Genomic DNA, 26,440 nt, shown 5'->3' with positions numbered 1-26,440 from the left:
CCGACATTGAAGAAGGGAATCCCCATGTCGAAAAACGTATTCACCGGCACCATGCCGGCGCTGATGACCCCCTGTACAGCTGACCGCATACCGGACTATGACGCGCTGGTGCGCAAGGGGCAGGAAATGATCGCGGCAGGAATGTCGGCTGTGGTCTATTGCGGCTCGATGGGCGATTGGCCGTTGTTGTCTGATGCCGAGCGCATGACGGGGGTCGAGCGCTTGGTGGAGGCCGGTGTGCCGGTTGTGGTCGGCACGGGCGCGATCAATTCGAAGTCGGCTGTTGCCCACGCGGCCCATGCGCAAAAGGTCGGTGCTGTGGGTTTGATGGTGATCCCGCGCGTGTTGTCGCGCGGCGCGTCTCCTGCCGCGCAGAAGTACCACTTCAAGGCCATCCTTGAGGCTGCGCCGGATGTGCCGGCGATCATCTATAACAGCCCCGTTTACGGCTTTGCGACCAAGGCGGACCTGTTCTTTGCCTTGCGTGCAGAGCACCCGAACCTGATCGGTTTCAAGGAATTTGGCGGCAAGGACGACCTGCGCTATGCGGCCGAGCATATCACCAGCCGCGACAACGACGTGACCTTGATGGTTGGCGTGGACACCGAGGTTTACCACGGGTTTGTCAATTGTGGTGCCACCGGCTCAATCACCGGTATCGGCACCGCGTTGCCCAAAGAAGCGCTTTTGCTTGCGGCGTTGTGTCAGAAGGCGGCGCAGGGGCATGCCGAGGCCCGTTTGCGTGCGCGTGAGCTGGAAGAGGCGTTTGGCGTTTTGGCGAGCTTTGATGAGGGCACCGATCTGGTGCTTTACTACAAGCACCTTCTGGTTCTGAACGGCGAGGAAGAATACCGGCTGCATTTTGTGGAAACCGATGAATTGTCGGATGCGCAACGCCGGTATTGCGAGGCACAATATGCTCAGTTCCGCACCTGGTTTGCGGATTGGAGCGCGCAGGGTGGAGTGATCACTGAATGCATGTGATCGACAGTCATACCGGCGGCATGCCAACGCGTGTGATCCTGAGCGGCTGGCCTGATCTGGCTGATGGGCCGCTGGCAGATCGCGCCAAGCAACTGGGGCAGGACCATCTCGGGTTCTGCCGCAGCATTCTGGCCGCGCCGCGCGGTCAGGAGGGCATGGTTGGTGCGCTGCTGGTGACGCCGGCGGACGAAAGCTGTGTGACTGGCGTGATTTTTTTTGACGCGGATGCGGTTTTGGGCATGTGCGGACATGGTACGATCGGGCTGGCGGTGACGCTGGCGCAGATCGGTCAGTTGAGCGTTGGTGAACACCGGATTGAAACGCCGGTCGGAGTTGTCGAAATCACGTTGCATGACGCACAGACAGTGACGGTCAAAAACATCGAAAGCCGCCGCGTTGTCGCGGACGTCGCTTTGGATGTGGCCGGCGTTGGCTCTGTGTCGGGTGACGTGGCTTTTGGTGGCAACTGGTTTTACATTGTCGAGCCCGCACCATTGCCGGTGCGGCCTGACAATATCCCTGCCTTGACCGAAGCGGCGATTGCTGTGCGCGCGGCTGCGATTGCGGCGGGGCTGGGCGGAGAGAATGGCGAGCCGATTGATCACGTGATCTTTCAGGATGCCAGCGACGATCCTGCCGTGCACAGCCGCAACTTTGTGCTGTGTCCTGATGACACCTATGATCGGTCGCCCTGCGGCACAGGGAGTTCGGCGCGTCTGGCCTGTCTTGCGGCGCGGGGGCGGTTGTCGCCGGATACTGAGATTGTTCAGCAAAGCGTCATCGGCAGCCCGTATCTGTTGTCCTATCAGCCGGGTCAGAATGGTGGGGTCATTCCCAGCATCACGGGCGCGGCGCATGTGATGGCAGACAGCACGTTGGTGTTTCCGGAAACCGATCCCTTTTTGAATGGCATCCCTACATGAACAGCACCACGGCCAATTCCTCCTGTGATGTCGTGGTGATCGGTGCTGGCGTCATTGGCGTCAGCACCGCCCTTGCCTTGCAAAACCGCGGTTTGTCCGTGTGTATCGTGGATCGCAAGGGCGTGGCTGCAGAAGCGAGCCAAGGCAACGCGGGGGCTTTTGCGTTCACGGATATTGAACCCCTCGCGACCCCTGGAATCCTGCGCAAAGCCCCGAAATGGTTGCTGGACCCACTTGGGCCGCTGTCGGTTCCGCCGTCTTATGCGCTTCCTATCCTGCCGTGGATGCTGCGGTTTTGGCGCGCGAGTTGGCGCGATCGGTATGTGCAGTCGGTGAGGGCTCAGGCGGCTCTTATGGCTTTGTCGCGTGTGGCGCTGGAGCGCCAGATTTCAGATGTTTCGGGCGAGGCGCTGATCCAGCGGGAAGGGCAACTTCAACTGTATGAGGGCGAGGCACAATTCCGCGCCAGTCGCGCCGGATGGGCGTTGCGCAAAGAACATGGGGTGTCCTTTGAGGCGGTGTCTGGCAAGGCTGCTCTGGCGGAAATCCAGCCGGGGTTGAACGAGCGGTTTACCCATGGTGTGTTCACGCCCGAATGGATCAACACCATAAATCCGAAATCATGGGTGCAGCATCTGGCGAGCAGTTTTTGTGACCGCGGTGGCCGCATCAAGATTGCCCAAGTGGTTGGAGCGCATGCGCAGCCCGATGCGGTCACGCTGGACACAGATGCGGGGACAATCGTCGCGCGCAAGCTTGTGGTGGCCGCCGGCGCGTGGTCGCATCAGGTGGCGCGGTTCTTCGGCGATCGCCTGCCGTTGGAAACCGAACGCGGTTACAACACAACCTTGCCCGAGGGCGCTTTTGAGTTGCGCACCCATCTGACGTTTGGAAACCACGGTTTTGTTGTCACCAAGATTGACGGCGGTGTGCGGGTTGGCGGTGCGGTTGAGCTCGGGGGGCTAAAACGTAAGCCAAATTACCGGCGGGCACAGGTTCTTCTGGACAAGGCGGCGCAGTTTTTGCCTGAATTGGACACCGGCAATGGTCAGCAGTGGATGGGATTTCGGCCGTCCATGCCGGACAGCTTGCCGGTGATTGGCGCAGCGCCGCATGTGCCAAACGTCACTTATGCTTTCGGGCACGGACACTTGGGTCTGACCCAATCGGCGGCGACCGCCGAACTTGTGGCGGCTGTGGTGACGAACGACCGCCCGGCCATGGATATTGCACCCTTTGCAGCATCGCGTTTTTGAAAGGACGACATAGATGAAAATTACAGCTTTGACTGTCTATCAGGTGGATTTGCCTTTGCGTGAAGGGCGTTATGCCTGGTCAAACGGGAACTACATCGACGTTTTTGACAGCACGGTTCTGGAGATCGAGACCGACGCGGGTGTGACCGGATATGCCGAATGTTGTCCGTTGGGGTCGGCCTATCTGCCGTCATTTGCGCGCGGGGTACGGGCCGGATTGGAGGAGCTTGCTCCGCATCTGATCGGGCTGGATCCTCGCAATACCAACGGCATCAACCGCGTGATGGACGCAGGCTTGCGCGGCCACCCCTATGCAAAGGCGCCGGTGGACATCGCATGCTGGGACATTCTGGGTAAGGTCTGTGACTTGCCCGTCTATATGTTGTTGGGCGGCGCGGCGCAGGATGACGTGGCTCTCTATCGTGCCATCAGTCAGGAAGATCCGGAAACCATGGCGCGCAAGATCGAAGGCTATGCCGCAGAGGGATACACCAAGTTCCAGCTGAAGGTTGGGGGCAATGCCGACGAGGACATTGCGCGTATTCGCGCCACAAGAGCGGTTCTGAAGCCTTCTGACCTTTTGGTGGCGGATGCCAATACTGGCTGGACCCGTCACGAGGCGGCACGCGTGGTTGCCGCTGTGGCCGATTTGGACGTGTATATCGAACAGCCCTGTCTGAGTTATGAGGAAAGCGTCTCTATCCGCCGGCGCACCGGTTTGCCCTTTGTTATGGACGAAGTGATCGACACTCCGGCGACGCTGGTGCGCGGCATTGCGGAGGACGCGATGGATGTGATCAACCTCAAGATTTCGAAAGTCGGCGGCCTGACCAAGGCGCGGTTGATGCGCGATTTGTGCGTGGCCCACGGCATTCCGATGACGATCGAAGACACATGGGGAGGCGACATAACCACGGCGACGATCGCCCATTTGGCACGGTCTACACCGGAAGAATTCACCTTTTCGGCGACGGATTTCAATTCCTATGGCACTGTCACGATCGCAGAGGGCGCACCGACGCGGATCAATGGTCGGATGACGGCCTCGGACGCACCCGGTTTGGGCGTGACGCCGATCAAAGAGGCGCTGGGGCAACCCGTCGCGCGCTATAGCTAAGGAGACCCCATGCGCAGCAGCAGGACACTTCATGTGATCTCCGCCCATGCGGAAGGCGAAGTTGGCGACGTGATTGTCGGGGGGGTAACACCGCCTCCTGGCGACACGCTTTGGGAGCAGCGCGGCTTTGTCGCGCGTGACGACACGCTGCGAAGGTTCGTTTTGAACGAACCGCGGGGCGGTGTTTTTCGCCATGTGAACCTCTTGGTGCCGCCCAAGCATCCGGATGCGGATGCGGCCTTTATCATCATGGAGCCCGAAGATACGCCGCCAATGTCGGGGTCCAATTCGATCTGTGTTTCAACCGTTCTTCTGGACGGGGGAATCGTGCCGATGCAGGAGCCGGAAACACATCTGACGCTTGAAGCGCCGGGGGGCTTGGTGAAGGTGCGGGCGGAATGTCGGGACGGGAAGGCGCAACGTATCTTTGTGCAGAACCTTCCGAGCTTTGTAGACAAGTTGGATGCCACGCTGGAGGTTGAGGGCATTGGCACGTTGACGGTCGATACCGCCTATGGCGGGGACAGCTTTGTGGTGGTTGACGCGGCGGCTCTTGGATTTGACATCGTTGAAAGCGAAGCGCGCGACATTGCGCGTCTTGGCGTGGCGATCACCAATGCTGCGAACGCGCAGCTCGGGTTTCACCATCCCGAAAATCCCGATTGGCGCCACATTTCGTTTTGCGCCTTCTGTGGGCCGCTTGAGGCAACAGAGACAGGCTGGCGCGGAAAATCGGCGGTGGCCATTCAACCTGGCAAAGTTGACCGTTCCCCGACGGGAACAGCGGTGTCGGCGCGCATGGCGTTGATGGCTGCGCGGGGGATGATGACGGCGGGACAAACCTTTGAAGCGCAGTCCATCATCGGTTCGACCTTTTCGGGGCGTATTCTCGGAGAAACCCAAGTCGGACAGCGTGCCGCCATTTTGCCGGAGATTTCAGGACGTGGTTGGATCACGGGAACGCACCAGCACATGCTGGATCCCGATGATCCCTGGCCCACGGGGTATCGTCTGAGTGACACTTGGGGGGCAGGGACGTGACCGGCGTGGCCATTGATCCTCAGTCCCGATTGGCCTTGGCGGGTCCGACTGGACGTCCTGTGCCTCGACATGTATCCAAAAACCAGACACGACAAAGGATTGTCCACTTGGTTGGAAAGCGCGCCGTACAGAAACAAAGCCTGCCTGAAGTCATCGCCAGCGACCTGCGGGAACGCATTTTAAGCGGTGATATGGCGGAAGGCGAAGTGATCCGGCAGGAAGCTTTGGCGGAAGAATATGACGTGTCGCGCATGCCGATCCGCGAGGCGTTGAAGCGGTTGAGCGCCGAAGGGCTTGTGCAATGGTCCAACAATCGCAGCGGCACCGTCACGAAGCACTCTCTGGAAGAAATCGGAGAGATGTTTGATCTGCGTATCCTGATCGAGATTGATTTGTTTCGCCGCGCCATTCCTTTGATGACGGCATCCAACTTCGCCGAGTGCGAGGACATTCTTGCGCGCATGGAAGCCTCTTATGACGAGGATGATGTCGGTAGGTGGGGGTCTTTGAACCACTCGTATCACACCGCCCTTTATGCGGCGGCCCAGCGGGGACTAACACGGGAGTTGCTGGATCGCATCAGTTTGCAAACGGACCGCTATGTCCGGATGCACCTGAGTGTGATGAAACAGCGAGAGCCAGCCAAGGAAGAACATCGCGGCCTGTTGGATTGTGCAAAGGCAGGCAAGGTGGAAGAAGGCTGTGCCTTGTTGGTGGACCACATCCTGCGCACCAAAGAACAATTGTTGTCGCTGGTTGCTGCCAATCGCGCCGCGGAAACCGACTAACTCATACCGCTTGAGGGGGTTTGTCTGCCTCTAAAAAGTGGATCCAAAATCCAATCCTTAGAAATTCAAGGGCGTCCTATGACATTTACTCCACATGGAAAACACCTGATCGCCGGTCAACGGCGCGACGGGGCAAGCGAATTCACGTCATCACCGGCGCATGGGCCGGTGCACAGTTTTGCGGCCGGATCTGCCGTCGAAGTTGATGCCGCCGTGGCCGCCGCAGAAGAGGCGTTTTGGAGCTATGGCTATAGCAGCAGCGAAAGCCACGCCGCGTTTCTGGACGCGATCGCGGAGGAAATCGAAAAGCGCGCTGAAGACATCACCGAGATCGGGTGTCAGGAAAGCGGTCTGCCGGAGGCGCGCCTGCAAGGGGAGCGGGGCCGTACCACCGGACAACTTCGTCTGTTTGCGCAGCACATCCGCAGTGGCCAGCACCTTGATCAGCGCCATGACGCGGCACTTCCGGATCGTGCGCCTCTGCTGCGGCCGGATCTCAAAATGATGCAGCGCCCTATTGGGCCAGTTGCGGTTTTTGGCGCATCTAACTTTCCTTTGGCCTTTTCGACGGCTGGGGGCGACACGGCGGCAGCCTTGGCTGCGGGTTGTCCTGTGGTGGTCAAAGGGCATGAAGCGCATCCAGGAACTGGGGAAATCATTGCCGACGCAATCGCAGCCGCCGCAGCGGCCTGTGGCGTGCATCCGGGTGTGTTCAGCCTTGTTCAGGGCGGTGGCCGCGAAGTTGGGGCCGCGTTGGTGCAGCATCCGTTGATCCGCGCGGTCGGCTTCACCGGATCCCTTCAGGCGGGGCGTGCCTTGTTTGATCTTTGCGCGCAACGTGCCGAGCCGATCCCGTTTTTCGGGGAATTGGGATCGGTCAATCCGATGTTTGTTCTGGATGCCGCGCTTGAGGCGCGTGCAGAGGCGATGGCTCAGGGGTGGGCGGCGTCGTTGACGATGGGGGCGGGGCAATTCTGCACCAATCCGGGAATTGTCGTCATGACGGAAGGTGAAGCGGCTGAAAAGTTCACCAAGGCGGCGACATCGGCGTTGTCGGAACAGGGCGCGCAGACGATGCTGACAGAGGGCATTGCTGCGGCTTATGCCTCTGGTCAAGATCGGCTTGCGGGCACGGAAGGTGTGCAGGTTTTGTGTGCATCCGAAAGTGGTGCGCGCGAAGCTTTGCCAGCTCTTTATCGTACCACCGCCGACGCGTTTCTGGCCTCTCCATCTTTGTCAGAGGAGGTTTTCGGGCCGCTTGGCATTCTGGTGACGGTCAAGACAGAGGAACAGCGCCAAAAGATTGCCCGCGAACTGGAAGGGCAACTGACCTGCACTGTGCATATGGATGACGATGACACAGACGCGGCGCGTGCGTTGATGCCAGTTTTGGAACGCAAAGCAGGGCGACTGTTGGTCAACGGTTTTCCAACGGGTGTGGAAGTGGCCGATAGCATGGTACATGGCGGCCCTTATCCCGCATCCACCAATTTTGGAGCTACCTCGGTTGGGACGTTGTCGATACGGCGGTTCCTGCGGCCGGTTTGCTATCAGAACATGCCGGATGCTTTGCTACCAGCTGTCTAATGCGTTGGCCTGTCGTCAGGTCGAGATTTTTAAACGCGGGCGCCTTTGTTGCGCCCGCGTTTGTCTTAGGCGAAGGCCTGAAGGCCGGTGATGGCACGGCCCAGAATAAGGGCGTGGACGTCATGAGTGCCTTCGTAAGTGTTTACCGTTTCCAAATTCATCATGTGGCGAATGACTTGAAATTCTTCGGAAATTCCGTTGCCGCCATGCATGTCACGGGCCATGCGTGCGATGTCGAGGGCTTTGCCACAGTTATTGCGCTTGACCATTGAAATCATCTCGGGGGCGGCGTCGGCGCTGTCCAGCAGGCGCCCCACCTGAAGGGAGGACTGCAAGCCCATGGTGATGTCGGTCATCATGTTGGCGAGTTTGAGTTGAAACAGTTGTGTCTGTGCAAGTGGCTTTCCGAATTGCTTGCGATCCAGACCGTATTGACGGGCGGCATGGAAACAGAATTCAGCGGCGCCCAGCACGCCCCAACTTATGCCATAGCGCGCGCGGTTGAGGCAGCCAAACGGACCCTTGAGGCCTTCGACATGCGGCAAGAGAGCGTCTTCGCCGACGTGAACGTCTTGCATGACGATCTCTCCGGTGATTGAGGCGCGCAGGCTGAGTTTGCCCTGAATTTTCGGGGCGGACAGGCCTTTGGTGCCCTTGTCCAGAACAAAGCCGCGGATGCGGCCTTCGTGAGCGTCCGATTTTGCCCAAACCACAAAGACGTCGGCAATCGGGCTGTTGGAGATCCACATTTTGCTGCCGTTCAGAACATAGCCGGTGTTGGTCTTTCTGGCGGTGGTTTTCATGCCTCCGGGATCTGATCCGGCATCAGGTTCGGTCAGTCCGAAACAGCCGATAAAGGCACCGGATGCCAGTTTGGGCAGGTATTTGCGGCGCTGCTCTTCGGAGCCATAGGCGTAGATCGGGTACATCACGAGGCTGGATTGGACGGACATCATCGAGCGGTACCCGCTGTCCACCCGTTCGATTTCGCGCGCGATCAGGCCATAGCTGACGTATCCGGCACCTATGCCGCCATGGGTTTCCGGAACTGTTGCGCCCAAAAGCCCCATCTCCCCCATTTCGCGGAAGATGTCCGGATCGGTCTCTTCATTGCGAAAGGCGTCAATGACGCGCGGTTGAAGGCGATCCTGTGCAAAGGCCGCAGCAGCGTCACGCAACATGCGTTCGTCGTCGGTGAGTTGTGTGTCCAGTCGGAAGGGGTCGGCCCAATCAAACTGAGCAAGATCGGGGGCGTCTTTGGCGGAGAGCGTGGTGTGTGTCATCATGTGATCCGTGGTTTCTCGGATCGGTTTTAGCGGGCTGGTCGGATCATGGATAACGAAGAAAACTTGCCAGTTTATGCGCAAAAATCATAAATGAAGAGATGAGAAGTGCATATACCCCCAGTGTTCAGGAGTTGAACGCATTGATAGCCTGTGCGCAAACAGGCACGACCTCGGCGGCGGGGATGGCGATGAATGTAACGCAAAGTGCGGTGAGCCGCTCTATTAAGTCGTTGGAAGATAAGCTGGGAGTGCTGTTGTTTGAGCGCGTGCGCCAGCGGTTGCACCTGACAGATGCGGGGCGTTTGTTGGTGCAGGACGCAGAACGCATTCTGGCGCAACTTGATCAGAGTGCGCGCACAGTGTTGGCCTTTTCTGGCACGAAGCAGGTGCTGAGAGTGGCGGTTTTGCCGACCTTCGGGCAGGCGTGGCTGATCCCTCGGTTGCCGAGGTTTCAAGCGGCGCACCCTGAGATTTCATTGCACATTGGGGCGGAGCTTGGGCGGATCGACTTTGCCCGTGATCCATATGATTGCGCAGTGCAAAGGGAGGAGTTAAGCGGCGGGGACACGGTTTGCGTGCCCTTGATGACCGAGCGGGTTGTGGCCGTTGCCGCACCGTCGGTGACGCGGACATTTGGTGATATCACGTCGATGCCATTGTTGCAGCAGTCGACCCGTCCGACGATGTGGCAAGAGTGGTTTGAGGGGACCGAGGTAGAAATCAAGACGCTGTTGCGGGGGCCGCGATTTGATCATTTCGGGATGGTTGTCGCCGCTGCCAAAGCAGGGATGGGGGCCGCTTTGGTGCCGGAGGTGCTTGTAAGCGAAGAGTTGGTGTCCGGTGCGCTGGAGCCGGTCTTTGCACGACGGGGGCTGACGGGGGCGACCTATGCGCTGATCCATCCGGCGGACCGGATGGAGAACACCGCAGTGTCGGCATTCCGCGCTTGGTTGGAGCGCGAAATCGTTGAAGGCCCTTGAGAGAGGCCGGTGTGCTAACTCGCTGACAGGTAGTCCTGCAAATCCTGAAGGCACAGAAGCGTCAACCAGCGGTCTAGGCCATGGTGCGCACTGAGATGGCGCCGAAATTGATCGAAGATGGATTATGGTGTCGAAGCTCAGGAAGCTGACCCGAATTGCTTAGTCTTTGTAAGGTCTGATCCTGGACGCTTGCAGCGTGTAGCCAACCTCGGCAAGCTCCGTGCTCGTGGCGGTGGTGCCAAAAGTCCCTGTGACCTCAACGGGGTCGTAGAGGCCGCTCAACTCATAAGGTTTTTGGGACGTCACCATCACCAATTGATTTGCGGGCGGTGGCGGGACGTGAATGCAGGCGCCAACAAATGGCGCGAGAATGAAGGTGGTGACGCCGGTGGCGCTGAAATCCAGTGGCACGACAAAGCCGGGCAGGCGAACTGTTTGGCCATTGAATTCTTCGGTCACAGCGCGCGCGGCTTCTTGATCAAAGCCGGTGGTGAGTTGACCGTGTTGGACCACACCTCGCAAGTCTTTGAGTAGCTTTCCGGAGTCGCCGTCCGGCACCAGATCGTCCCAGTCCAGATCAAGTGGTTTTGCCAGCGCAGGGCCTGCACCAAGGGCGGCAGCGGTTGCGACAAGAAAGGTGCGGCGGGTGAGCATAATAAACTCTCCTATGGGCGGCGTCAGGAGCGGACCTGCATTCCGTCGGCCAAAGACAGGAAATAGGCGCGCAGGGCAGGAATGAGGCTGACCAGAGTTCCGGCAAGCACAACGAGGGCCAACACAACGAGTTCACGGCGGCTGGGCCAGGTTATTTCCAAGTATAGGCCAAATGCGGCGTCGATATAGGACTGAGCAACAAACAATCCCGTGTAGAGCAAGGCAAGGCCGAGCAGCACAGCCATCAGGCTCATAAGTGCGGCTTCGGTGGTTAGCAGGGTCAGGATGGTGCGGGGACGGGCGCCAATGGCACGCAGGAGGGCCATTTCACGGCGACGTTCGTTGAGACCGGAAAAGATCATGGCGATCATGCCGAGCAAAGCTGTGATCACCACCATAGTGGACACACCAATCAGCGCGGTTTCGGCAACGCCGATCAGGCTCCAGAGTTCGGAAAGCGCCACGCCGGGCAGGATGGCGAGCAGGGGTTCCTGCGTGTAGTCGTTGATCCAGCGCTGCAGAGTGAAGATTTTCAGGCGCGAGGTGACGCCGACCAAGGCAGCTGACACGGACTTGGGTTTGAGATCCATTTGCCGGACATCTTTCGCGCTGATGGGGGTCTGCGAGCGACCGCCGCCTTGCCAGTCGATGTGGATGGCCTCGATGGCGGCCAGCGAGACAAACACGGTGCGATCCACAGGCGTGCCGGTTTTTTCCAGAATTCCCGAGACACGGAAAGGTTTGTCGTCATGTTCAGTGAAAGAGGCGACCCCATGGGCGACAACGATTTCGTCACCAATTTTGTAGCCGAGTTCCGAGGCCACATCCGCACCGAGCACAGTGTCAAACAAATCGTTGAACTGTGTGCCTTGGGCGAAGTCTATGTCACGCCCGCCTCGATATTTGTACCGGTCAAAGAAAGCTGTGGTTGTGCCAAGGACGCGAAAACCGCGGTGGCTGTCGCCGAGGGAAAGTGGCACGATCCACTTTACCTCGGGGCGGGCGGCGATGTCTTGATAGCTTTGCCATGTGACGTTGTTGGTGGCGTTGCCAACGCGGAACACGGAATAGAGCAAAAGCTGCACGCCGCCTGAGCGTGCGCCGACGATCAGGTCGGTGCCGGAAATGGTGTCGGCAAAACTGGCCTTGGCACCGGTTCGCACTTTTTCCACGCCAAGGAAAAGCGCCACGCTGAGCGCAATGGCGAATACGGTCAGGGACACCGTCAGGATACGGCTGCGTAGGGATTTGAGGGCGAGGCGCAGAAGGATCATGCCATGCCTCGTGTGGCCTGAGCGACGTCGGCAAGGTCAAGGTGGCGATCGAAGCGGTTGGCGAGGCGGGCGTCGTGGCTGACCATCAAAAGCGTGGCACCCGCAGCCTCGGCCTGCGTCATCAGCAGATCGACAAAAGCAGCCTGACTTGTGGCATCAAGTGCGGATGTGGGCTCATCCGCGACAATGAGTTTCGGGCCGCCGATAAGCGCCCGTGCCGCCGCGACGCGTTGCTGCTGACCGATGCTCAATTCGGTTGTACCGGCGGACGTGACCAGAGTTTCGTTCAGCCCGAGCGCTGAGGTCAGGCGCAGCGCTTCGGCTCTTTGGTTTGCCACTCGGGCCTTACGGTTTGGTGCAAAGGCAAGCGGCAGAAGGATATTTTCCAGAGGTGAGGCGTAGGGCAGCAAATTGAACATCTGGAAAATGACCCCGATGTGCTCCGCCCTGAACCGGTCGCGCGCGGAGGCGCTGAGATCCGGCAGGTTGGTGCCGTCAAGGACAAGACGGCCTTCGGACGGGGTGGTGATCCCGCAAATCAGGCTAAGCAACGTCGATTTGCCCGTGCCGCTTTCCCCGAGCAGGAACAGTTTTTCACCTGCTGCCACCTTCAGATCAGGCACAGCAAGTGAAAATGAGGTTCGGCCGCGCCATGAAAATCGCAGGCCTTTGATGTCAATCGAGGCAACCATTGCCGACAGGTGTAGCGCTCTTAGTTGAGGTTGATAACCGCAGATTCGCCTGTCAGGTCGATTTTTCGCGCGCCGGAATCGGTGATCAGTTGCACCTCAAGGGCGCGGGCGTTTGGGAAAGTCTCGAAATAGGTCAGGGAGATGTCGGTCAGCTGTGCGGGGGCTTCGCAGGTCAACTGATACTCGGCGTGAAATTCGGAATGGCTGTCGGTTGCGGCGTCTTCTTCATGGTCGTGCTCTTCGTGGTCATGGTCGTCATGATCCTCTTTTTCCCCATGCTCTTCGTGGTCATGGTCATGTTCTTCGCCGTGATCGTCATCTTCATGTTTGTCATCGCCATGCAATTCCGCGACAGCTTCCACAAGGGAACACCCTGCGCCTTGCGGCACCGCAAAGATCAGAGCTGGATCGGACAGCTTGTCCAATGCAGACTGGATTACCTTTTTGTCCTGCTCGGATTCTGCCGCGTGTTCAAAACCGACGAGGTCAAACCCAGGCGTTTCCAGCTCCAAAGCCAGAGTGGTCCCTTCGATCGCAACGTTGAGGGCGCCGTGGCCATGCACATGGGCGCCCAAAGCACGCTTTTCTTCGGCGGATGCGGGCAAAGCAGCGACGATTAAAGCAGAGGCGAGAAGCAGTGTTTTCAAAGGCATTTTGGGATTCCTGAGGATTGAGCCAAATTTTGCATGATGTAATGTTATTCAGTTACAAAATGCAAGGTGAAGCGAGAGGAAAATTCATCCCACTTTGGCGACGGGTATGCGAATGTCCCGCCCCGAAACCCGAATGACACCTTCGTCCTTAAGCCGTTTGAGGACACGCGACACAGTTTCCGGTGTGATCCCGAGAAGATCGGCGAGGTCCGTGCGTGATAAAGGCAGACGCATTTGCAGGTTTTCGCCTTCCTGACGCCCATAGGTGCGCATGAGCTTGACCAGAATTTCGATCAGACGGTCCTTGTTGTCACCTGTGGCAGTGGCAACAATTCGGTCACGGCTGTTGTTGATTTCGCCGACACATCGCCCCGCCACGCGGGTGAGGACTGCAGGATCGCCGCGCACGACGTCGCCCGCCGCGCGATGGGCGACGGTGCAAATTCGCGAGGGTAAAACGGCGCGGGCCTCTGTGCGGTGGGGTTCATCGGCCAGAAACGACCGAAAGCCGACCAGATCGCCGGGGTAGGCCAGCTTGAGCAGGATGGAACTCCCGTCCTCTTGGTAGCTGCGCAACGCAATGAGCCCGCGCGAGACACAGAATATGCCCTGATTGTCGTCGCCTTGGTGGAACAAGGCCTGACCGGAGTCGATATCACGGCGCGAAAAGCCGGACACAAGCGTGGATACATTGGATCCCGCGACAGGCTGCCAGACCGAGCTGTCGAAAAAAGCACAGTTGGCACAGGGATGAGGAGCTGGGGAAGATCGCATGGCGCACCTTTGAGTCCGGTGTATGCCGCACCCTAATTGGGGGGCGCATTGAGGTCGACCGGAGCCCTTTGGCATCGGCATCTAATTGCCGGTAGCACTGACATTTTGACGAGAGTCAATGACGAGAGGGGCAGAGGGCTGGGCGCGCTACCCGCCGTCGCGTCACTGTGAAATGCACTGGCAGTTTCGCAGAATTTGCGATTTTCTTTGCGGGCCGTTTGTACGGCATCCCCCGCAAACAAAGCACTGAGCAGACATGGCACAGAAGGCGAATTCATATCACCACGGAAATCTGTCGGAGGCTTTGGTCTCCGCGGGAATGACCTTGTTGCAGGATCGGGCAGCGGAGGAGTTGTCATTGCGCGCAGTGGCGGAGCAGGTTGGCGTAAGCCGGACCGCTCCCTATGCCCACTTCCCTGACAAACGATCATTTTTGCTCGCCATCAGCGCGGCGGGGTTTCAGCGGTTGTCGGATGCAATGGAGGCGCGGAGGGTGGCCGAACGTGGCCCGCGTGAGCAGGTTTTGGTGTTCGGAGATGCCTATGTTCAGTTCGCGCTGGATCATCCCAATCTTTACCGGTTGATGCTGGCGACCATGACGCCGCGCAATGAAGGCGACGGGCGCGAACAGTTTCCGGGACAAGTCCAAGCGGAGGCGCGCAGGCCCCACGCGATCCTGAATGCGGAATTTGCCAAAATGGTTAGCGATCCCGCGCGGGCCGAGGCTTTGTCTCAGGGAGCGTGGGCGATGGTGCATGGGCTGGCGTCGCTGGTGGGCGAGGAGTTGATCCATCCGCATGAGGGCGGGGTGGAAGGAATTTTGCGCACCTTTATGGACGCCCAACAGCGCAGCTGAACCTTCGCTGGCGACCCTTGGATACGTGTCCGCCAAATCAGAAAGCCCGCCAAACTATGGTGTGTGGCGCCGCTGTGGAGGCGGGTTCCAGTCACGTCACATAAGAAAAAATGTCGCCAAAGGACGGAGAAATGGACCAGAGTTGAGTCAATAGCCCGAATGGGCAAGGGAGGAAACATGACTGAACCAGCCAGAGGCGAGGGGTTTTTAGAACAACTCGCGGACGTTTACGCGGCAAAGCGCGCGCTTGCTGAAACCACCACTTGGGAAGAGACCCAGCCCTATCACACCATTCATCAGATGGTGTCCGCCAAGGCGGCTGAGCATCCGGATTTGCCCGCGATCACGTTTCAATTGACGTCTGATCCCGACGACAAAGGCCGGACCCTGAGTTATGGCGAATTGCATGCTCAGGTGACGCAATGTGCAAATATGCTGCGTGATTTGGGTGTGGGACCGAAGGATGTGGTTGCGCTGGTGATGCCAAACTGTGCCGAGACACCGGTGGCGATGCTTGGGGCGATGTGCGCGGGCATTGTGAACCCGATCAACCCGTTGTTGGAAGCAGGTCAGATCAGCGGCATTTTGCGGGAAACCAACGCCAAGGTGGTGATCACGCTGCGCAGTCTGCCCAAGACCGACATCGCCCAGAAATGTGCCAAGGCGCTTGAGCACGCACCAAGTGTGCAAACCGTTCTTGAGGTGGATCTTGCTGGCTATTTGAGCCCCGTTAAACGGACCATCGTCAACCTGATACGCCCCAAGAATCCCAACCATCACAAGGCCAAGGTGCTGCGTTTTGCCAAGGAGCTTGGCAAACAGAATGCCAATGGCCTGGCGTTTGAGGATGTGCAGGACGATCGGTACGCCGCCTATTTCCACACTGGCGGGACAACAGGAACGCCCAAGGTGGCCCAACACAAGGTGTCAGCGATCATCTATCAGGGGTGGATGTTCAGCGACGGTATGATCGGCACAGATGACGTCGTCATGTGTCCTTTGCCGCTGTTTCATGTCATGGCGGGCCATGTGGTCATGGGGCAAGTTTTACAGGGAGGCGGGCACTTGATACTGCCAACCCCGCAAGGATTCCGTGGCGATGGGGTGTTTGACAACTACTGGAAGCTAGTAGAACGCCACAAGGCGACCGCGGCAATCATCGTGCCGACTGCAGCAGCTCAGTTGATGCAGCGGCCTGTGGATGCGGATGTTTCAACCCTGCGACTGGCAACCTCCGGATCCGCGCCCATGCCAATGGATCTGTTCCGTCAGTTCAACGCGGCAACTGGCCTTTCGGTGATGGAAGGCTATGGCATGACGGAAAACACCTGCATGGCCTCGATCACGCCTCCGGGTGTGGCCGACAAGGTGGGCTCGGTTGGAGTGCCCGTCCCCTTTGCGGATGTGAAAGTGCTGGATATCAAGCCTGATGGCACCGAAACCGAATGCGGTGTGGATGAGATCGGCGAGATCTGCGTGCATTCGCCCGGAGTAAACGTTGACGCGACCTACATCGAAGCTGACAAGAACGCGGGGCTCTATGCAGCGGGGAAATACCTGCGCACGGGGGATCTCGGACGGATTGATGCGGATGGCTACATCTGGATCACAGGGCGGGCAAAAGACCTTATCATCCGTGGCGGTCACAACATTGATCCGGCGGTGATTGAAGAGGCGCTTATGGCGCATCACGACGTGTCATTTGTCGCCGCCGTTGGACAGCCTGACGAAAAAGCAGGTGAGCTGCCTTGTGCCTATGTCGAGTTGGTAGAAGGCGCGAAGCTGTCTACTGAGGCATTGCTGACGTTTGCGAAACAGCACATTTCGGAGCGTGCGGCGACGCCGAAGTATCTGGAAATTGTGGACGAGATGCCGCTGACGCTGGTGGGCAAAGTGTTCAAGCCTGACCTGCGCAAACGTGCAATCACGCGGGTGTTTGATGCAGCCTTGGAGGCGGCTGCTTTGGAACAGCGCGTGAGCTTCGTCCTTGATGACAAAAAGCGCGGATTGGTGGCGCAAATCGCGCCGCAAGGGGATGCCGCGAAGGTCGATGACTGTCTTAAGGGGTTCATTCCAAGCTGGGAATGGGCCGAGTAATCGCCACGACAATAGTGAAGGCGCGCTGTGTCAGGGAGATCTGACACGGCGCCTTTTTGTTTTTCTCTACTCACGAATTCTGTTGGGCATGTGCAGGGGCATGTCTAAGGTGCGGCGGATAAGGGAAATGGGGAGCGGTGGCGCGACATGAAACTGGTGGTTAACCCGTATCGGGGCAAAGACAAAATATGCGTGGGATTTGAGTATCCCTCTGTGGATGCAGAACGGGTTGCCGGTCTTTTGGACCTGTGTCCGGTGGCCAAGGAAACGCCGTTGGTCGATGTGTCAGACGCGGCGCCAGTCGCGGCGTTGTGGGTCAAGGATGAACGCAAACGCATGGGCCTTGGGTCTTTTAAAGCGCTGGGCGCTGCTTATGTGATCGCGCGCCAGGCATGGGATGCCAGCGGTGGCGCACCAGGGGCCGAAAGCCTTGTGGGGCGGACTTTTGTCACCGCAAGTGCGGGCAATCACGGAATGAGCGTGGCCGCAGGCGCGCGCGTTTTTGGCGCGCAGTCGGTGGTGTATATCGCGGAGACAGTGCCAGAGAGTTTTGCCGAGCGTTTGGCAGTACGCGGGGCGACTGTGGTTCGAGAAGGGGCAGACTATGCTGCCTCTATGGCGGGGGCCGCCAAGGCCGCAGAGGCACATGGCTGGACTTTGCTTTCGGACAGTTCGTGGGACGGCTATGCCGAGTTGCCGCATATCCTGATGGAAGGGTATTTGCAGATGGCGGCCGAAGCCGCGCGGCAGTGCCCCGCTGAGCCTACACATGTGATGTTGCAGGCAGGAGTTGGTGGTTTGGCGGGAGCCGTCGCCGCCTATGTACGCGAAGTCTGGGGGGACGGACCTCAAATCGTGGTGGTTGAGCCAACCGCCGCGCCGGCGTTGCAGGCAAGCATCGAAGCGGGCAAAGCTGTTGCTGCAGATGGGCCTGACAGCATCATGGGCCGGCTGGATTGCAAGGAGCCGTCACTCATTGCATTGAACGGTCTGGCGCGGGATGCGGATGTGTTTCTGACATTGTCTGACGACGCGGTGAACGCCTGTCTGGGTGCGATGGCGGCCTTGGGACTGGAAACCACAGCGTCAGGCGGCGCGGGACTGGCCGCTGTGCTGGATGATGCGGCCCGCAGCGCTCTTGGCTTGGATGAAACGGCGCGGGTTCTGTGTTTTCTGTCTGAGGTGCCAGATTGAGCGGGCGCGGGTTTCCAGAGGCCGAATTCGCGGCGCGGTGCGCCAAGGCGCAGGCGAAAATGGCCGAGGTGGATCTTGCGGCGTTGGTTTTGACCAGTGAGCCGGAGGTTCGTTATTTCACTGGGTATCTGACGCGGTTTTGGGAAAGCCCGACGCGCCCCTGGTTTGTGATTGTACCGGCGAGTGGCAAGCCGATCGCGGTGATCCCGTCGATTGGCGCGGCCTTGATGGGGCAGACTTGGGTGGAGGATATCCGCACTTGGACGGCGCCGGATTTGCGTGACGATGGCGTTACTTTGTTGGCGCAAACGCTGCGCGAGGTGGTGCCGGAGGGTGAGCACATCGGGCTGCCTGATGGGCATGAGACCCATCTGCGGATGCCTTTGGCCGATCTTCAACGGGTGCGCGATGACATTGGCGGTCGTAAAATTGCGGGCGACGCGGGAATTATGCGGGCCCTGCGCATGGTGAAGTCCGATGCCGAGATCGCAAAGATCGAAACCGCCTGCGCCATTGCGGGGCGTGCTTTTGCGCGCGTGCCAGAAATTGCCCGCGCTGGCGTGCCTCTGGAAGAGGTTTACCGCCGGTTTCAGATGCTCTGTCTGGAAGAGGGCGCGGATTGGGTGTCCTATTTGGCAGGAGGCGCAGAGCAGGGCGGGTATGGCGATGTGATTTCGCCGGCGATCGACACCCCTTTGACGGCGGGCGACGTGTTGATGTTGGACACGGGCGTGGTTTGGGACGGGTATTTCTCGGACTATGACCGGAACTGGTCAGTCGGCTCGGCAACCCCCGAGGTGGCAGGCGCACATGCGGCACTGATTGAGGCATCTGATGCGGCGTTTGAGTTGGCAAAACCCGGAGTGACGGCGGCCGAACTGTTCCACGCGATGAACGATGTCGTGTCCGGCGGGCAGGGGGGCACGGACGCCGGACGGTTGGGCCATGGTCTGGGAATGTCTTTGACAGAATGGCCTTCGTTGATTGCAATGGATCATACAGTGCTTGAGGCAGGCATGGTGTTGACGCTTGAACCGGGGATCGCTGTTGGTGACAAAATTCTGGTGCATGAGGAAAACATCGCGATCACGCACTCCGGCGCGCGATACCTGAGCCCGCGGGCCGGACGGGAGTTGCCGGTGATATGAGTGATCTGACCTACACATTGGATGAGCCGACGGTTTCACCGATGGGGCTCATTGTTCTTCAGGTGGATGAAACCATTGAGCCTGAATTCAAACAGGCTTTTGCCGATCATCCTTCGCCGCTTTATGTCTCGCGCATTCCGAGTGGGAAAGAAGTCACAACCGAGAGCCTGTCAGCGATGGCAGCGGATTTGAAAGTGGCTGCGGGGTTGTTGCCAAACGCGCGACGGCTCGGTGTTGTGGGCTACGCCTGCACCTCGGCGAGTTCGGTGATTGGGTCGCAAAAGGTTGAGGACCTTGTGCGGGCCGGATGCGACACCTCAGCTGTGACCAATCCGCTTCGGGCGGCAATCGCCTGTGCGGCTCATCTTGGGATTTCGCGGCTCGCGTTGCTGTCGCCTTATATCGAAGAGGTCAACACTCCGTTGCGTGCCGCGTTTGCCCAAGGTGGGGTCGAAATGCCGGTTTTTGGAAGCTTCGGAATCGCCGAAGAATCCAAGGTCGCGCGCATCACAAACGAATCTGTTGTTGAGGCTGCTGTGCGGCTTGGGGCCGACAGCGGCGTTGACGGGGTGTTCATTAGCTGCACAAACCTGCGTAGTTTTCAGGCAATCGAGACGGTTCGGGATTTAATCAAAAAGCCGGTTTTGTCCAGTAATCAAAGCCTTGCGTGGCACATGAAAGCGTTAATGGAAGCCGAAATTTAGGGCGCTAACAGGGCGGTGATGTTACTGAAGGGTCGTTTTCGCACTTGCTAAAGTCGATTCTGGCGCGTTGTATTGGGGTGTCAACTGGGACGGCGGGATCAACCTGCCGCGACAAGGAAGACAGGGAGATACCGTGGCTGATACGGGGAACCACGACGCGTTTGTCGAATTTAAACGCGTGCAAAAATCTTACGATGGAGAAAATCTCGTCGTAAAAGACTTGAACCTTTCGATGCCGAGAGGGGAATTCCTAACAATGCTGGGGCCGTCAGGCTCGGGCAAAACAACATGCCTGATGATGTTGGCCGGCTTTGAAACCGCAACCCACGGAGAGATCCTGTTGGGCGGTACGTCGATCAATAATATTCCGCCGCACAAACGCGGCATTGGCATGGTGTTCCAGAACTATGCGCTGTTCCCGCATATGACCGTGGCAGAGAACCTGTCGTTCCCGCTGGAGGTCCGCAAGCTCGGCAAATCGGAGCGCGAGGCTAAGGTCAAACGCGCGTTGGATATGGTGCAGATGGGGGCCTTTGGTGGTCGTCGTCCGGCGCAATTGTCCGGTGGTCAGCAACAGCGGATCGCGCTGGCCCGTGCGCTGGTGTTTGAGCCGGAGCTGGTTCTGATGGACGAACCGCTTGGCGCGCTGGACAAGCAGCTGCGTGAGCATATGCAGTTCGAAATCACCCGTTTGGCGCATGAACTCGGTATCACGACGGTTTACGTGACTCATGACCAGACCGAAGCGCTGACCATGTCGGACCGTGTGGCGGTTTTTGATGATGGCCGCATTCAGCAGCTTGCACCGCCGGACCAGCTTTATGAAGCGCCGGAAAACAGCTTTGTGGCGCAATTCATCGGTGAAAATAACACTCTTGAGGGCGTTGTGACGTCGATCAGCGGTGACACCTGTGTGATTACACTGGACGACGGTGAAGAAATCGACGCGGTTCCCGTGAACGTGCACAACGTTGGTGATCGGACCAAAGTGTCGATCCGTCCGGAACGTGTCGAATTCAACAAAGACCGTTTGCACGCTGATGCGCATACGCTGAAGGCGAAGGTGCTTGAATTCATCTATATGGGCGACATCTTCCGGTTCCGGCTGTCGGTGGCTGGCAATGACGAGTTTATCGTCAAAACCCGGAACGCACCTGATGCCATCAAGCTTGCGCCAGGACAAGACATCGAAATCGGCTGGTTGCCGCAGGATTGTCGCGCGCTCGACGCATAATTTTTCAGAAGTTCCAAACCCGGACGTCAGATTCGGGAATAGTCATAAAACAAAGTTCAACAAGGAGTGTTTGAAATGAAAACCAAACTGACAGCGCTTGCCGTCACAACCGCGCTGGTGGCACCTGCCGCTATCGCAGAAGAAATGACCATCGTGTCCTGGGGCGGCGCCTATTCCAAGTCGCAACTTCGTGCCTATCACGAGCCCTACTCTGAAAAGACCGGCGTCACCATCATCAACGACGACAGCTCTGCCGAAGCCGTAGCCAAGCTGCGCGCGATGGACGAAGCGGGCAACGTGACATGGGACGTTGTTGACGTTGTTGCAGCGGACGCGATCCGTCTGTGTGACGAAGGTTTGGCGATGGAAATCGATCCGGACACCATGCTTGCAGCGGCGCCTGATGGCACCTCCGCAGCGGATGACTTTGGTGACCTGCTGGTCTCCGAGTGCTTTATCCCTCAGATCGTTTACTCGACCACTTTCGGCTATCGCACCGACCTCGTTGGTGACACCGCGCCGACCGACATCTGCGCTGTGTTCGACACCGACGCATATCCGGGTAAGCGTTCGCTTGAAAAGCGTCCGATCAACAACATGGAATGGGCTCTGCTCTGTGACGGTGTTGCAAAAGACGACGTTTATGACGTTCTGGCGACCCCAGAAGGTCAGGACAAAGCTCTGGCGAAACTCGACACCATCAAAGACGACGTGATCTGGTGGTCTGCTGGTGCGGACACTCCGCAGCTGCTGGCTGACGGCGAAGTCATCATGGGCTCGACCTACAACGGCCGCCTGTTCTCGGTGATCGAGGAGCAGAAACAGCCGGTTGCGATGCTTTGGGACGCGCAGGTGTTTGACCTTGACGGTTGGATCATTCCGGCGGGCCTGTCAGACGAGCGCAAGAAGCGCGCGTTGGACTACATCATGTTCGCGACCGACACCCAGCGTCTGGCGGATCAGGCGAAGTACATCTCCTATGGTCCGGCACGTAAGTCTTCGGCGCCTCTCGTAGGTAAGCACGCGGACATGGGCATCGAAATGGCGCCTCACATGCCGACCGATCCGGAAAACGCAAAGAACACGTTCCTCTACAACTACGAGTTCTGGGCTGACTACCGCGACGACATCGACGCCAAATTCCAGGCGTGGTTGGCGAAATAATCGCATGACTTCCTGAGGGGGCGGGCTACGCCCCCTCAAATCAAACCGACGGCGGACAAACCGCCGCGATGTTTACCAACGGGATCAGAATTATGAGCGACGCAACACAGTCGGGTCCGGTATTGGCCGCAGACGGCACACCGTTGAAACGCAGCCTTGCGCGATCTTTGCGGGTTCAAAAAATGCGCGCGATGGCGCTGATTGCTCCGCTGCTGATCTTTGTTTTGATCTCCTTCATTTTTCCAATCGGCAAGATGTTGTTCAAGTCAGTGCAAAACGACATTGTTGAACAAACCCTTCCATTGACGGTGCAACAGCTGAACCAATGGGATGCGACCACTGGAGAGTTGCCAGACGAAGCGCTGTATGCAGCTTTCGTGGCCGACATGGTTGTTGCAATTGATGCCAAAAAACACACGCGGCTCGGCACGCGCCTGAACTACGAACAAACCGGCATGTCTTCTCTGTTCCGCAAATCGGGACGCAAGATAAAACGCCTTGATCCAGAGACAGATGGCCCGTTCAAAGACAAGCTGATCAAGATCGACAAGAAGTGGGGTGAGGTCGAGACCTGGTCTGTGATCAAGACCCACTCGGTAAAGATCACCAACGGCTATTTTCTGAATGCTGTGGACATGCAGCGCACCCCGGAAGGCGCGCAAGCGCAACCGGAAGACAAACGCATTCTGATCAAGCTGTTCCAACGGACGCTGATCATGTCTCTCATCATCACTTGTTCCTGTATTATGCTGTCCTATCCGGTGGCGTGGTTGCTGGCGAACCTGCCAGCCCGGTCTGCGAATATGCTGATGATCCTCGTTCTTCTTCCTTTCTGGACCTCCCTTCTGGTGCGGACCTCCGCATGGAAGGTGATGTTGCAGCAGCAAGGCGTGATCAATGAAACGCTGGTCTGGCTAGGGCTGGTCGCGGATGACAGCCGTCTGGCCTTGATCAACAACGCGACGGGCACGATCATTGCGATGACGCATATCCTTTTGCCGTTCATGATTCTGCCGATGTATTCGGTCATGCGAACCATTCAGCCGACCTATCTGCGGGCTGCAAAGTCAATGGGCGCAACCAACTGGACAGCCTTCTGGCGGGTCTATTTCCCGCTGTCGGTTCCCGGCATTGGCGCGGGCTCGATCCTCGTGTTCATTCTGGCGATTGGCTACTACATCACGCCGGAAATTGTAGGCGGCACCAAAGGTGTCTTTATCTCGAACCGGATCGCCTATCACATCTCCAGCTCGCTGAACTGGGGTCTGGCGGCTGCCTTGGGGTCGATCCTGCTCGCCGTCGTTCTTCTGCTATACTGGTGCTATGACAAAATCGTCGGCATCGACAACGTGAAATTGGGGTAAGACCATGGCATCACTCACTCCAATTTCGCGTAAGCCGCTTTCCTTTGTCCTGCCAACCACTGCAGCCTTCGGGGCGTTTCTGGGGCTGTTTGTAGGGACCGCCAACGGCTCTGGCCTTACGGGGATCCTTGCGGGGGCCGCAATTGTCGCGGTCATGGGCATTCTGTTTGTGTCGGTGATCAGAAACGAAGGTCTGTCCAAATGGATTTCCATCGTTGGCGTGGCCATGATGGGTTTGTTCTTTGCAGGGCTTCCGGGCATCATCCTCGGGGCCTTGGCAGGCTGGTTTTTCCACTGGCTGACCTACTGGCTCTACGAGGGGCGGTATCGCGCCAAGCTGTTGCCCTATCTGACCAGTGGACAAGTGCTGTGGCACTACACTTTCCGTACCATCTGCGGAGCGATCTTTGTCTTTTTGATCACGCCGATCCTTGTGGTGATGCCGTTGTCGTTCAACGCGCAGGACTTTTTTACATTCACACCTGAAATGCTGCGGCTTGATCCGGCGGGATACTCGCTCAAGCACTATCAGGATTTCTTCACCAACAACGAATGGCAGCGCAGTTTTAAAAACTCGCTGATCATCGCACCGATTGCCACCGTGATCTCAGTCAGTCTTGGCACGCTGGCGGCCATTGGCCTGAGCCAAAGCCATGTGCCGGGGCGCCGCGCAATCATGGCGATCCTGATCTCTCCGATGATCGTGCCGCTGATCATTTCAGCCACTGGCATGTTCTTTTTCTACAGCGACATCGGCAACTGGCTTGAGGGCACATTGGGTCTGCCAAAGAATTTTGTTGGCTATGTCAAAGTCATCCTTGCGCACGCAGTGCTTGGTATTCCGTTTGTGATCATCACAGTGACCGCGACGCTAGTGGGCTTTGACCATTCGCTGACCCGAGCCGCAGCGAACATGGGCGCGAGCCCTGTGACGACCTTCTTCCGCGTGCAGATGCCGTTGATTTTGCCAGGTGTGATCTCGGGTGGCTTGTTTGCCTTCATAACCTCGTTTGACGAGGTTGTGGTGGTGCTGTTTGTTGGCTCTGCCAGCCAGAAAACACTGCCTTGGCAGATGTTTACCGGCCTGCGCGAACAGATCAGCCCGACCATTCTGGCGGTTGCGACGATCCTTGTGGTGATCTCGGTTCTGCTTCTGGCAACGGTTGAGATGTTGCGCCGTCGGTCCGAACGCCTGCGCGGTATGAGCCCGACTTGACCTGAATCATTTGCTGATCTAGCCATAGGCCATGTTGTTCGCCCGCGATGGCGTCGCGGGAGAGCGGACAGCATGGTCCTCGCTTGCCGAGGCCGCCTTGTCCTGAACGCCGGGACTTTGTGGCCGGGCACCTGTTCGGCCTTTTGGACAGGAGAGCAAGATGACCGATCTTTCCAACCGACCAGAGTTCTTTAACCGACCCAACGGGGAAAAAGCGCCGCTTCCCTTTAGCAAAGCGGAATATGCACGTCGCCTCGCGGGGCTGCGCAAGATCATGCAAGCACGGGACATTCCCGTGGTGGTGCTGACCTCGATGCACAACATCGCCTACTATTCTGGGTTCCTATATTGCGCGTTCGGGCGGCCTTATGGCTGTGTCGTCACCATGGATGATTGTACCACGGTGTCGGCCAATATCGATGCGGGACAGCCGTGGAGGCGCTCGGTCGAGAACAACGTGATTTACACTGATTGGCAGCGCAACAACTACTGGCGTGCGGTGGCCTCCTTGGCAGGAAATGCGGGGCGTGTGGGCATCGAAGGCGATCACCTAACACTGGCGCAACGCGACCTTGCTGTGGAGTTCTTGGGCGCGGAACTTGTTGATATTGCTGGCGATACCATGGTTGCCCGTATGGTGAAATCCGCCGAGGAAATCGACCTGATCAAGGGTGGCGCGCGCACAGCTGATGTCGGTGGTGCGGCCATTCATGCGGCGATCCGAGCGGGTGCGACCGAGATCGAGATTGCCATGGCAGGTCGCGATGCGATGGAAGAAGAAATCGCGCGGGCCTATCCGGATGCGGAGTACCGCGACACATGGGTTTGGTTCCAGTCGGGCCTCAACACCGATGGGGCACACAATCCAGTGACGAAACGGGCGCTTGAGAAGGGGGATATTCTGTCGCTCAACACCTTCCCAATGATCTCAGGATACTACACCGCTTTGGAGCGCACATTGTTCTGTGGTGAGCCAGACAAGGAAAGCCTGCGCCTATGGGAGGCCAATGTCGCCGCACATGAGTTGGGTCTGAGCCTGATCAAGCCCGGCGCGACCTGCTCGGGTATCACCGCCGAAATCAACCGCTTTTTTGAGAGCGAAAATCTGTTGCAATACCGGTCGTTTGGCTATGGGCACAGCTTTGGCGTGCTGAGCCACTACTATGGCCGCGAGGCGGGGCTGGAGCTGCGCGAAGATATCGACACGGTGCTTGAGCCAGGCATGGTCGTATCGATCGAGCCTATGATCTGGGTGCCAGAAGGCACAGCTGGCGCGGGCGGCTATCGGGAGCATGATATTCTGGTTGTGGGCGAAGACAGCGCCGAAAACATCACCGGCTTCCCCTATGGGCCGGAACACAACATCATTGATCGCTGACTGATCTGATCGGGCGTGCTGGTTGGCCTGTACGCCCGACATGCTTGCCCTCCCTGCATGCAGTGTTAACACTTAG

The 26,440-nt window shown here is 58.2% G+C and carries 24 protein-coding genes; 18 read left to right on the top strand and 6 right to left on the bottom strand.

The features are described from left to right. Nucleotides 1-24 precede the first annotated feature (24 nt). The 7 genes from BM069_RS13135 (at nucleotide 25) to BM069_RS13105 (ending at nucleotide 7,696) form a co-directional block, all read left to right on the top strand. Nucleotides 25-984 carry a dihydrodipicolinate synthase family protein gene (locus tag BM069_RS13135; RefSeq protein ID WP_093324310.1) on the top strand — a complete coding sequence of 320 codons (960 nt, stop codon included), beginning with the start codon at nucleotides 25-27 and terminating at the stop codon, nucleotides 982-984. Further along, nucleotides 975-1,907 (top strand): 4-hydroxyproline epimerase, encoded by a 933-nt coding sequence (locus tag BM069_RS13130; RefSeq protein WP_093324309.1) that lies wholly within the window; start codon nucleotides 975-977, stop codon nucleotides 1,905-1,907. The genes BM069_RS13135 and BM069_RS13130 overlap by 10 nt, the downstream gene beginning before the upstream one ends. Next, nucleotides 1,904-3,163: an NAD(P)/FAD-dependent oxidoreductase gene (locus BM069_RS13125; protein WP_093324308.1), complete on the top strand. Its 1,260-nt coding sequence runs from the start codon at nucleotides 1,904-1,906 to the stop codon at nucleotides 3,161-3,163. The genes BM069_RS13130 and BM069_RS13125 overlap by 4 nt, the downstream gene beginning before the upstream one ends. Before the next feature lie 13 nt (nucleotides 3,164-3,176). Then, nucleotides 3,177-4,280: a cis-3-hydroxy-L-proline dehydratase gene (locus BM069_RS13120; protein WP_093324306.1), complete on the top strand. Its 1,104-nt coding sequence runs from the start codon at nucleotides 3,177-3,179 to the stop codon at nucleotides 4,278-4,280. Nucleotides 4,281-4,289: 9 nt separating this feature from the next. Then, entirely contained in the window at nucleotides 4,290-5,321 is a 1,032-nt protein-coding gene (locus BM069_RS13115; protein WP_093324305.1) for a trans-3-hydroxy-L-proline dehydratase, read from the top strand. 107 nt (nucleotides 5,322-5,428) lie between these two features. Further along, nucleotides 5,429-6,109, top strand: coding sequence for a GntR family transcriptional regulator (locus BM069_RS13110; RefSeq protein ID WP_093324304.1), 681 nt, complete (start codon nucleotides 5,429-5,431; stop codon nucleotides 6,107-6,109). A 78-nt stretch (nucleotides 6,110-6,187) separates the two neighbouring features. Then, the gene (locus BM069_RS13105; RefSeq protein ID WP_093324302.1) at nucleotides 6,188-7,696 is read left to right on the top strand and encodes an aldehyde dehydrogenase (NADP(+)); all 1,509 of its coding nucleotides are present in this window, start codon (nucleotides 6,188-6,190) and stop codon (nucleotides 7,694-7,696) included. Nucleotides 7,697-7,761: 65 nt separating this feature from the next. On the opposite strand, the gene BM069_RS13100 is transcribed toward BM069_RS13105, so the two are convergent. Beyond that, on the bottom strand, nucleotides 7,762-8,979 hold the full coding sequence (locus BM069_RS13100; RefSeq protein ID WP_093324602.1) for an acyl-CoA dehydrogenase: 1,218 nt from the start codon (nucleotides 8,977-8,979) through the stop codon (nucleotides 7,762-7,764). A 101-nt stretch (nucleotides 8,980-9,080) separates the two neighbouring features. On the opposite strand from BM069_RS13100, the gene BM069_RS13095 reads away from it, so the two are divergent. Beyond that, complete coding sequence (locus tag BM069_RS13095; RefSeq protein ID WP_093324301.1) at nucleotides 9,081-9,962, top strand: LysR substrate-binding domain-containing protein; 882 nt, start codon at nucleotides 9,081-9,083, stop codon at nucleotides 9,960-9,962. 159 nt (nucleotides 9,963-10,121) lie between these two features. Here BM069_RS13095 and BM069_RS13090 read toward each other — a convergent pair whose 3' ends face one another. The 5 genes from BM069_RS13090 to BM069_RS13070 all read right to left on the bottom strand — a co-directional run bounded on the left by BM069_RS13090 (nucleotide 10,122) and on the right by BM069_RS13070 (nucleotide 14,009). Next, the gene (locus BM069_RS13090; RefSeq protein ID WP_093324299.1) at nucleotides 10,122-10,616 is read right to left on the bottom strand and encodes a DUF3299 domain-containing protein; all 495 of its coding nucleotides are present in this window, start codon (nucleotides 10,614-10,616) and stop codon (nucleotides 10,122-10,124) included. Between the two features lie 23 nt (nucleotides 10,617-10,639). Continuing rightward, complete coding sequence (locus BM069_RS13085; RefSeq protein ID WP_093324601.1) at nucleotides 10,640-11,887, bottom strand: ABC transporter permease; 1,248 nt, start codon at nucleotides 11,885-11,887, stop codon at nucleotides 10,640-10,642. Continuing rightward, the gene (locus BM069_RS13080; protein ID WP_093324298.1) at nucleotides 11,887-12,582 is read right to left on the bottom strand and encodes an ABC transporter ATP-binding protein; all 696 of its coding nucleotides are present in this window, start codon (nucleotides 12,580-12,582) and stop codon (nucleotides 11,887-11,889) included. Before BM069_RS13080 ends, BM069_RS13085 begins: the two co-directional genes overlap by 1 nt. A 20-nt stretch (nucleotides 12,583-12,602) precedes the next feature. After that, nucleotides 12,603-13,235 carry a zinc uptake protein ZrgA gene (gene zrgA / locus BM069_RS13075; RefSeq protein ID WP_093324296.1) on the bottom strand — a complete coding sequence of 211 codons (633 nt, stop codon included), beginning with the start codon at nucleotides 13,233-13,235 and terminating at the stop codon, nucleotides 12,603-12,605. Between the two features lie 84 nt (nucleotides 13,236-13,319). Continuing rightward, nucleotides 13,320-14,009 (bottom strand): Crp/Fnr family transcriptional regulator, encoded by a 690-nt coding sequence (locus BM069_RS13070; RefSeq protein WP_093324295.1) that lies wholly within the window; start codon nucleotides 14,007-14,009, stop codon nucleotides 13,320-13,322. 256 nt (nucleotides 14,010-14,265) lie between these two features. On the opposite strand from BM069_RS13070, the gene BM069_RS13065 reads away from it, so the two are divergent. The 10 genes from BM069_RS13065 (at nucleotide 14,266) to BM069_RS13020 (ending at nucleotide 26,364) form a co-directional block, all read left to right on the top strand. Further along, nucleotides 14,266-14,865 carry a TetR/AcrR family transcriptional regulator gene (locus tag BM069_RS13065; protein ID WP_093324293.1) on the top strand — a complete coding sequence of 200 codons (600 nt, stop codon included), beginning with the start codon at nucleotides 14,266-14,268 and terminating at the stop codon, nucleotides 14,863-14,865. Between the two features lie 177 nt (nucleotides 14,866-15,042). After that, entirely contained in the window at nucleotides 15,043-16,962 is a 1,920-nt protein-coding gene (locus tag BM069_RS13060; protein WP_093324599.1) for an acyl-CoA synthetase, read from the top strand. 147 nt (nucleotides 16,963-17,109) lie between these two features. Beyond that, nucleotides 17,110-18,156 (top strand): pyridoxal-phosphate dependent enzyme, encoded by a 1,047-nt coding sequence (locus BM069_RS13055; RefSeq protein ID WP_093324292.1) that lies wholly within the window; start codon nucleotides 17,110-17,112, stop codon nucleotides 18,154-18,156. After that, a complete protein-coding gene (locus BM069_RS13050) occupies nucleotides 18,153-19,304 on the top strand; it encodes a M24 family metallopeptidase (protein WP_280137037.1) in 1,152 nt (383 codons plus the stop codon). Before BM069_RS13055 ends, BM069_RS13050 begins: the two co-directional genes overlap by 4 nt. After that, a complete protein-coding gene (locus BM069_RS13045) occupies nucleotides 19,301-20,008 on the top strand; it encodes a maleate cis-trans isomerase family protein (RefSeq protein WP_093324290.1) in 708 nt (235 codons plus the stop codon). Before BM069_RS13050 ends, BM069_RS13045 begins: the two co-directional genes overlap by 4 nt. A 133-nt stretch (nucleotides 20,009-20,141) precedes the next feature. After that, entirely contained in the window at nucleotides 20,142-21,242 is a 1,101-nt protein-coding gene (locus BM069_RS13040) for an ABC transporter ATP-binding protein (protein WP_093324289.1), read from the top strand. A gap of 75 nt (nucleotides 21,243-21,317) precedes the next feature. Beyond that, complete coding sequence (locus BM069_RS13035; RefSeq protein ID WP_093324596.1) at nucleotides 21,318-22,406, top strand: extracellular solute-binding protein; 1,089 nt, start codon at nucleotides 21,318-21,320, stop codon at nucleotides 22,404-22,406. Nucleotides 22,407-22,498: 92 nt separating this feature from the next. Further along, a complete protein-coding gene (locus BM069_RS13030) occupies nucleotides 22,499-23,770 on the top strand; it encodes an ABC transporter permease (RefSeq protein WP_093324287.1) in 1,272 nt (423 codons plus the stop codon). A gap of 4 nt (nucleotides 23,771-23,774) precedes the next feature. Further along, the gene (locus tag BM069_RS13025; RefSeq protein WP_093324285.1) at nucleotides 23,775-24,986 is read left to right on the top strand and encodes an ABC transporter permease; all 1,212 of its coding nucleotides are present in this window, start codon (nucleotides 23,775-23,777) and stop codon (nucleotides 24,984-24,986) included. Between the two features lie 160 nt (nucleotides 24,987-25,146). Further along, entirely contained in the window at nucleotides 25,147-26,364 is a 1,218-nt protein-coding gene (locus BM069_RS13020) for an aminopeptidase P family protein (RefSeq protein WP_093324284.1), read from the top strand. Nucleotides 26,365-26,440: the final 76 nt, after the last annotated feature.

The sequence above is a fragment of the Shimia haliotis genome, from assembly GCF_900114415.1.
Lineage (GTDB): Bacteria > Pseudomonadota > Alphaproteobacteria > Rhodobacterales > Rhodobacteraceae > Shimia > Shimia haliotis.
This window is presented reverse-complemented; position numbering and strand designations above follow the sequence as displayed.

What these genes read in the sequence shown, in the direction of transcription:
- BM069_RS13055 (WP_093324292.1), top strand. Translation starts at nt 17,110, where the DNA reads ATGAAACTGGTGGTTAACCCGTATCGGGGCAAAGACAAAATATGCGTG.
- BM069_RS13045 (WP_093324290.1), top strand. Translation starts at nt 19,301, where the DNA reads ATGAGTGATCTGACCTACACATTGGATGAGCCGACGGTTTCACCGATG.
- BM069_RS13135 (WP_093324310.1), top strand. Translation starts at nt 25, where the DNA reads ATGTCGAAAAACGTATTCACCGGCACCATGCCGGCGCTGATGACCCCC.
- zrgA (WP_093324296.1), bottom strand. Translation starts at nt 13,235, where the DNA reads ATGCCTTTGAAAACACTGCTTCTCGCCTCTGCTTTAATCGTCGCTGCT.
- BM069_RS13030 (WP_093324287.1), top strand. Translation starts at nt 22,499, where the DNA reads ATGAGCGACGCAACACAGTCGGGTCCGGTATTGGCCGCAGACGGCACA.
- BM069_RS13065 (WP_093324293.1), top strand. Translation starts at nt 14,266, where the DNA reads ATGGCACAGAAGGCGAATTCATATCACCACGGAAATCTGTCGGAGGCT.
- BM069_RS13025 (WP_093324285.1), top strand. Translation starts at nt 23,775, where the DNA reads ATGGCATCACTCACTCCAATTTCGCGTAAGCCGCTTTCCTTTGTCCTG.
- BM069_RS13020 (WP_093324284.1), top strand. Translation starts at nt 25,147, where the DNA reads ATGACCGATCTTTCCAACCGACCAGAGTTCTTTAACCGACCCAACGGG.
- BM069_RS13060 (WP_093324599.1), top strand. Translation starts at nt 15,043, where the DNA reads ATGACTGAACCAGCCAGAGGCGAGGGGTTTTTAGAACAACTCGCGGAC.
- BM069_RS13090 (WP_093324299.1), bottom strand. Translation starts at nt 10,616, where the DNA reads ATGCTCACCCGCCGCACCTTTCTTGTCGCAACCGCTGCCGCCCTTGGT.
- BM069_RS13035 (WP_093324596.1), top strand. Translation starts at nt 21,318, where the DNA reads ATGAAAACCAAACTGACAGCGCTTGCCGTCACAACCGCGCTGGTGGCA.
- BM069_RS13095 (WP_093324301.1), top strand. Translation starts at nt 9,081, where the DNA reads ATGAGAAGTGCATATACCCCCAGTGTTCAGGAGTTGAACGCATTGATA.
- BM069_RS13080 (WP_093324298.1), bottom strand. Translation starts at nt 12,582, where the DNA reads ATGGTTGCCTCGATTGACATCAAAGGCCTGCGATTTTCATGGCGCGGC.
- BM069_RS13100 (WP_093324602.1), bottom strand. Translation starts at nt 8,979, where the DNA reads ATGACACACACCACGCTCTCCGCCAAAGACGCCCCCGATCTTGCTCAG.
- BM069_RS13130 (WP_093324309.1), top strand. Translation starts at nt 975, where the DNA reads ATGCATGTGATCGACAGTCATACCGGCGGCATGCCAACGCGTGTGATC.
- BM069_RS13125 (WP_093324308.1), top strand. Translation starts at nt 1,904, where the DNA reads ATGAACAGCACCACGGCCAATTCCTCCTGTGATGTCGTGGTGATCGGT.
- BM069_RS13120 (WP_093324306.1), top strand. Translation starts at nt 3,177, where the DNA reads ATGAAAATTACAGCTTTGACTGTCTATCAGGTGGATTTGCCTTTGCGT.
- BM069_RS13105 (WP_093324302.1), top strand. Translation starts at nt 6,188, where the DNA reads ATGACATTTACTCCACATGGAAAACACCTGATCGCCGGTCAACGGCGC.
- BM069_RS13115 (WP_093324305.1), top strand. Translation starts at nt 4,290, where the DNA reads ATGCGCAGCAGCAGGACACTTCATGTGATCTCCGCCCATGCGGAAGGC.
- BM069_RS13070 (WP_093324295.1), bottom strand. Translation starts at nt 14,009, where the DNA reads ATGCGATCTTCCCCAGCTCCTCATCCCTGTGCCAACTGTGCTTTTTTC.